Source organism: Terrabacter aerolatus, assembly GCF_007991735.1.
Taxonomy (GTDB): domain Bacteria; phylum Actinomycetota; class Actinomycetes; order Actinomycetales; family Dermatophilaceae; genus Terrabacter; species Terrabacter aerolatus.
Map to the genome: position 1 here is coordinate 25,075 of NZ_BJYX01000034.1, position 6,055 is coordinate 31,129.

Annotated in this window: 9 protein-coding genes; 3 read left to right on the forward strand and 6 right to left on the reverse strand. The window is 73.0% G+C overall.

Features of this window, described 5'->3' with window-relative positions; genetic code table 11:
* Positions 1-80: 80 nt before the first annotated feature.
* A complete protein-coding gene (locus TAE01_RS19290; protein ID WP_147068436.1) occupies positions 81-1,028 on the forward strand; it encodes a TIGR03086 family metal-binding protein in 948 nt (315 codons plus the stop codon).
* 77 nt (positions 1,029-1,105) lie between these two features.
* Here TAE01_RS19290 and TAE01_RS19295 read toward each other — a convergent pair whose 3' ends face one another.
* Complete coding sequence (locus TAE01_RS19295; RefSeq protein ID WP_147068437.1) at positions 1,106-1,849, reverse strand: LemA family protein; 744 nt, start codon at positions 1,847-1,849, stop codon at positions 1,106-1,108.
* Positions 1,850-1,992: 143 nt separating this feature from the next.
* On the opposite strand from TAE01_RS19295, the gene TAE01_RS19300 reads away from it, so the two are divergent.
* Complete coding sequence (locus TAE01_RS19300; protein ID WP_147068438.1) at positions 1,993-2,286, forward strand: DUF1905 domain-containing protein; 294 nt, start codon at positions 1,993-1,995, stop codon at positions 2,284-2,286.
* Positions 2,283-2,963, forward strand: coding sequence for a hypothetical protein (locus TAE01_RS19305; RefSeq protein ID WP_186815304.1), 681 nt, complete (start codon positions 2,283-2,285; stop codon positions 2,961-2,963). Before TAE01_RS19300 ends, TAE01_RS19305 begins: the two co-directional genes overlap by 4 nt.
* Here TAE01_RS19305 and pyrE read toward each other — a convergent pair.
* The 5 genes from pyrE to TAE01_RS19330 all read right to left on the reverse strand — a co-directional run.
* On the reverse strand, positions 2,927-3,490 hold the full coding sequence (pyrE, locus tag TAE01_RS19310; protein ID WP_186815305.1) for an orotate phosphoribosyltransferase: 564 nt from the start codon (positions 3,488-3,490) through the stop codon (positions 2,927-2,929). The genes TAE01_RS19305 and pyrE overlap by 37 nt on opposite strands.
* 71 nt (positions 3,491-3,561) lie before the next feature.
* The gene (locus TAE01_RS19315; protein WP_147068439.1) at positions 3,562-4,602 is read right to left on the reverse strand and encodes an NAD(P)-dependent alcohol dehydrogenase; all 1,041 of its coding nucleotides are present in this window, start codon (positions 4,600-4,602) and stop codon (positions 3,562-3,564) included.
* Between the two features lie 106 nt (positions 4,603-4,708).
* Entirely contained in the window at positions 4,709-5,119 is a 411-nt protein-coding gene (locus TAE01_RS19320; RefSeq protein WP_147068440.1) for a (R)-mandelonitrile lyase, read from the reverse strand.
* Positions 5,120-5,140: 21 nt separating this feature from the next.
* Positions 5,141-5,599: a MerR family transcriptional regulator gene (locus tag TAE01_RS19325; protein ID WP_147068441.1), complete on the reverse strand. Its 459-nt coding sequence runs from the start codon at positions 5,597-5,599 to the stop codon at positions 5,141-5,143.
* 124 nt (positions 5,600-5,723) lie between these two features.
* Positions 5,724-6,055 (reverse strand): SDR family NAD(P)-dependent oxidoreductase (locus TAE01_RS19330; protein ID WP_147068442.1); only part of this gene is annotated, 332 nt, incomplete at its 5' end.

A 6,055-nucleotide genomic window follows, 5' to 3' on the forward strand; every position in this document is an offset into this window, starting at 1 on the left:
GCCTGATGTCCTGATGTCGTGACGCCCTCCCGTCCCCCGGAGCACACTGGTGTGTGCAGGGGTGACGGGAGGGCGTTCTCATGACCACGACCGAGGCCCGGCAGGCCGGTCCCGACCCGGGAGAGGCCTACCGTCGCAGCGTCCACTGGTGGGTGCAGCAGGCCAGCGGCGTCGCCGACGACCAGTGGGACCTGCCGACCCCGTGCGCCGACTGGACGGTGCGCGACCTCGTCAACCACGTCGTCGGCGAGGACCTCTGGACCGCGCCGCTGATGCGCGGTCGCACCATCGCCGACGTGGGGTCGCGACTCGCCGGGGACCTCCTCGGCGAGGACCCGCGCGGCGCGGCCGTGTCGGCCGCGACCGAGGCGGTCGGGGTCGTCGACGAGACGCTGCCCGCCCACGGCACGGTGCAGCTGTCGTACGGCGAGGAGTCGATGGACGAGTACGTGCGCCAGCTCGTGGCCGACCATCTCGTCCACGGGTGGGACCTCGCGGTCGCCACGGGTCGCGAGCGCGACCTCGACCCGGGGCTCGTCGCCGACGTCGCCGCCTGGTTCGACGGCATGGAGGACGCCTACCGCTCGGGCGGGGCGGTGGGGGCACGTATGCCGTCCGCCGGCGACCCGCAGTCCGACCTCCTCGCCCGCTTCGGACGCGATGCGTCGTGGGGCCCGGACCACGGCGGCTTCGCGGCGTTCGTCGCGGCCTTCGGGCGCGGCGACGTCGACGCGATCATGGCCCTGATGACCGACGACTGCGTCTTCGAGGCCACCGGCCCCGCGCCGGACGGCATCCGGCACGTCGGGGCGGCGGACGTGCGCTCGGTGTGGGAGTCGCTCTTCACCGAGACGGGCAGCCCGGCCTTCACGGCCGAGGAGTCGTTCGTGGCGGGCGACCGCGGTGTGCTGCGCTGGCGGTTCGACTGGGTGGCACCCGACGGCTCACCCGGGCACGTCCGCGGCGTCGACGTCGTGCGCCTCCGGGCCGGGAAGGTCTGCGAGAAGCTCTCGTACGTCAAGGGTTGACCGGCGCCTGACCCGGGCACCCAGGAGGCCCCGGGCGTTCGCTCGGGGCGTCCTGGGTGGTAGCCGGGCCGGGACCGTCAGGCTCCGGGCGTGCGGGGGTCGGGCTGTCCCGGCGCGGCGTCCGACGTGGGGTCGGGCTGCGCTGCGCCCGGGGCCTGCGCCTGGGGCAGTGCACCGGGGGCGCCCCCGGGCGCCGTCGACGGGCCGCCGACCGCGCCGGGCTGCGTCGACGGCGAGACGGCAGGCGCTCCTGCGGGGGCGTCGTCCCCGAAGGAGATGCTCGGGGCGACGGCCTCGGTGGCCGGCGTCTCGAAGTACTCGGCACGCTTCACGCCGGCCATGTTGGCGACGATGTTGGAGGGCACCGACTCGACCTTGGTGTTGAGCTCGCGCACGAGCGCGTTGTAGTAGCGGCGCGAGCTCGCGATGCGGTCCTCGGTGCTCGTGAGCTCCTGCTGGAGCGCGAGGAAGTTCTGGTTGGCCTTGAGGTCGGGGTAGGCCTCCGCGACGGCCATGAGCCGACCGAGCGCCTGGCTCAGCTGGCCCTCGGCCTGGGCGGCGGCGGCCGGCGTCGAGGCTCCCGACATGGCGGCGGACCGGGCCTGCATGACCTCCTCGAGCGTGCCGCGCTCGTGGGAGGCGTAGCCCTTGACGGTCTCGACGAGGTTGGGGATGAGGTCGTGGCGGCGCTTCAGCTCGACGTCGATCTGGCGCCAGCCCTCCTCGACCTTGTTGCGCAGGCCGATGAGGCCGTTGTACATGACGACGCCCACGACGGCGAGAAGCACGACGAGGCCGAGCAGGATCCAGACGATGATCATGGGTTCTCCCGAGTGAGGGCGGCGGGTCGGTGTGCCGATCGAGCCGATCCTAGTGCTGGGCACCGGGACGGGGACCGGGTCGCGGGTGCGACGCCGGCACCGCTCCCCCGGTTCCTGTCGGCGCCGGGTCCTAGCGTGGACCCATGACGACGCTGCGCTTCACGGCCGACCTGTGGCGCTGGGAGGCGCAGACGGGGTGGTTCTTCGTGACGGTCGGTCCCGAGGCGTCGGCGCGCATCCGGGAGGTGCCGCGAGCGCCCCGCGGGTTCGGGTCCGTACGCGTCCGCGCGACGGTCGGAGCCACCTCGTGGACGACGTCGGTCTTCCCCGACGCGCAGCGGGGTGCCTACGTGCTCCCGGTCAAGCAGGCGGTCCGGCGGGCTGAGGGGCTCGGCGAGGGTGACCCGGCGCAGGTCGTCCTCGAGGTGCTCGAGTGAGCAGCTCGGACTCCCCCGCCCACAACCGGGTCGACCCCTTCGGCGCGGTCGTCGCGGCTCCGGGTCTCGGCGCCTTCATGGGCAACCGCGGCCGCTTGCACGACGGGGCCGGCAGCCGGGAGGTCCGTCGCCACCACGTCGGGCGAGCCTGGATCACGTGCCTGCTCGACTTCCGCGGGCGGCGGGTGCGCCAGTGGGACCCGGGCCACTACACGCCGCTCTTCTTCCTCGACGAGGCCCTCGCGCTGGCCGCGGGGCACCGTCCGTGCGCCGAGTGCCGCCGCGCCGACTACACGCGCTTCCGCGACCTCGTCGCCGCCGAGCACGGCACGTCGCACCTGCCCGCAGCGGGGCTCGACCGGCTGCTCCACGACGAGCGCTGGGACACCAGACGGCGCACGCGACGCCTGCACGCGTACGCGTGGGACGAGGTCCCCGACGGCGCCTACGTGCTGCTCGGGCCGGGGCCGGCCGTCGTGACGAGCGGCGGGCTCCTGCGCTGGCAGCCCGACAACGCGTATGCCGGGTCACTCGTCGAGCGACCCGCCACCGGCACGGCGACGGTCATCACGCCCCCGTCGTCGGTCGCGGCCCTGCGGGCCGGTTACGCCGTACAGGTCACCCCACCCGGCGGCGCGCCTCAGGCGAGCCCGAGCTCCTCGAGCGAGAAGGCGTAGCGGTACTCCACGCCCGCCTCGGCCGTGATCTTCTCGCCGGCACCCGTCGCGCGGTCCGCGATCGTCGCGACGGCGACGACCTCTGCCCCGTCCTCGCGGGCGGCCTCGACGGCGGCGAGCGGTGACGCGCCGGTCGTCGTCGTGTCCTCGACGACGAGCACCCGGCGGCCCTTGATCGACGGCCCCTCGATGCGCTGCTGCAGGCCGTGCGCCTTGCCGGCCTTGCGCACGACGAAGGCGTCGAGGCGCTCGCCCGCGGCCGCGGCGGCGTGGAGCATCGAGGTCGCGACCGGGTCGGCACCGAGCGTCAGGCCACCGACGGCGGCATAGGACAGGTCCTTGGTCAGCTCGCGCATGACGATGCCGACGAGCGGCGCGGCCTCGCCGTCGAGGGAGATGCGGCGCAGGTCGACGTAGTAGTCGGCCTCCTTGCCGGAGCTGAGGGTCACGCGACCGTGGACGATCGCCTTGTCCTTGATGATCTCGAGCAGGCGGGCACGGGCGGCGGAGGCGTCGATGGTGGTCACGAGGCTCCATCGTAGGGGCGAGCCGCCCGGGGTATCGCCGCCGTCGCGGCGGGGCGAGACCCCGGGGGCCATCAGGACAGGGTCGAGGCGTCGATGACGAACCGGTAGCGCACGTCCGAGGCGAGCACCCGCTCGTAGGCCTCGTTGACCTGATCGGCCCGGATGACCTCGACCTCGGCCCCGATGTGGTGCTCGGCGCAGAAGTCGAGCATCTCCTGGGTCAGCGCGATCCCGCCGATCATCGAGCCGGCGAACGATCGCCGGCCACCGATGAGGGAGAAGACGTTGACGTCGAGCGGCTCGGCCGGGGCGCCGACGTTGACGAGAGTCCCGTCGACGGCGAGCAGGCCGAGGTAGGCGTCGAGGTCGATCTTCGCGCTCACCGTGTTGACGATGAGGTCGAAGCGGCCCGCGAGCGCCTCGAACGTGTCCGGGTCGGAGGTCGCGAAGTAGTCGTCGGCGCCGAGCCGCAGCCCGTCCTCCTGCTTCTTGAGCGACTGCGAGAGGACGGTGACCTCGGCCCCGAGGGCGTGCGCGATCTTGACGGCCATGTGGCCGAGACCGCCGAGGCCGACGACCGCGACCTTCGTGCCCGGGCCGGCCTGCCACTTGCGCAGCGGCGCGTAGGTCGTGATGCCCGCGCACAGCAGCGGCGCGGCAGCCGCCGGGTCGATGCCGTCCGGGACGGACAGGACGTAGTCGGCGTCGACGACGACGTGGGTGGAGTAGCCGCCCTGGGTGCTCGTGCCGTCGCGGTCGGTCGCGGCGTAGGTGCCGATCATGCCCTTGACGCAGTACTGCTCGTCGCCGTTGCGGCAGTTGGTGCACTCGCCGCACGACCCGACCATGCAGCCGACGCCGACCCGGTCGCCGACCGCGTGGCGGCTGACGCCGGAGCCGACCTCGGTGACCCGGCCGACGATCTCGTGGCCCGGGACGACGGGGAAGGGCTGTGGGCCCCAGTCGCCGTTGACGGTGTGGATGTCGGAGTGGCAGATGCCGGCGAACTCGATCTCGATGAGGACGTCGTTCGGGCCGACGGCCCGGCGCTCGATCGTCGTGGGGGCCAGCGGCTCTCCGGCGGCGGGGGCGGCGTAGGCGTTGACGCGCATGAAGGATCTCCTGGGGAGGTGGGGACTGGGAGGTGGGGACTGGGAGGTGGGGACTGGGAGGTGGGTGCGGGTGTCTGTCGGTGAGGGAGGGTTCGCGGTGGGTGGGTCAGCCCTCAGCCGGCGCGGCGGCATACTCCTCGTCGGTGACGGGGGCCAGCCAGTGCACGACGGCGTGGTCGTCGTCGCCCTCGTTGATGGCGACGTGGACCATGAGGCGGTTCGGGGCGGCGCCGTGCCAGTGCTCCTCGTCGGCCTCGAAGAGGACGCGGTCACCGGGCCGGATGACCTCGACCGAGCCACCGCGGCGCTGGCACAGCCCGACACCCTCGGTGACGAAGACCGTCTGGCTCAGTGGGTGACGGTGCCAGTGGGTGCGGGCTCCCGGCATGAAGTGCACGAGGTTGGCGGTCATCCGGGACGGCGCGGGGGCGGCGGCCACCGCGTCGATGTAGACGTCTCCGGTGAACCAGTCGGCCGGCCCCTTCACGGTGTCGACGGAGCTGCGGGTGATCTGCATGGGTGGTTCCCTTCCTCGGAGTCAGGGGCGGGCGCGCTTGAGCGCGTCGGCCAGGGTGCGGGCCTCGCCCGAGAGCAGCTCGGCCCGGTCGGTGTCGCCCGCGGCGACGGCGTGCCAGTAGTCGATCTTGATCGCGACGTAACGCCGGCGCAGGGCGACCTGCTCCGCCTCGAGCTCCAGCCGGCGCGCCTGCCCGCTGAGCAGCTCGATCTGCTCACCCGCGGCCTCGGCACCGGCCCGACCGTTCGTGACGTAGCGCCGCATGTCGTTGACCGACATGCCCGTCGCCGCGAGGCAGGCCACCCACATGAGCTGGTCGAGGTCCGCGTCGTCGTAGACGCGGTGCCCGCTGCTGGCACCCCGACCCACCGGCGCGATGACGCCGATGGACTCGTAGTAGCGCAGCGTGCTGGCCGGCAGCCCGGTCAGGGCGGCGGCCTCCTTGATCGTGTAGGTGTGTCCGGTCGTGGGTGCACTCACCCCTACGACGCTAGGAACTTGAAGTACTCGAAGTCAAAGCCCGGACGGAAGGACTCCAGCCGCACGACGTCTTCGGGTTTCGACGCCGGGCGAGGCGGCGCGGTCGACGACGGAAGAGGCGCGGTCAGCGGCGGACGAGGCGCGCCCTGCTGCGCACCAGCGAGCGCGGAGCGACCCGGAGCAGCCCGACGATCGCCTTGTACTGCAGTCCCGGCACGGACAGGACGCGCCCCTTGCCGACGTCGTCGAGGCAGTCCGAGACGAGCTTCGTCGGGTCGAGCCACATGAAGTCCGGGCCGGGCTTGGAGATGCCGGCCCGCTGCTGGAACTCGGTGTTGGTGAAGCCCGGGCACAGTGCGGTCACGGTGACGCCCGAGCCGGCGAGCTCGCTCGCCAGGCCCTCGCTGAACGTCGTCACCCAGGCCTTGGCCGCCGAGTAGGTGTACCCGGTCATGA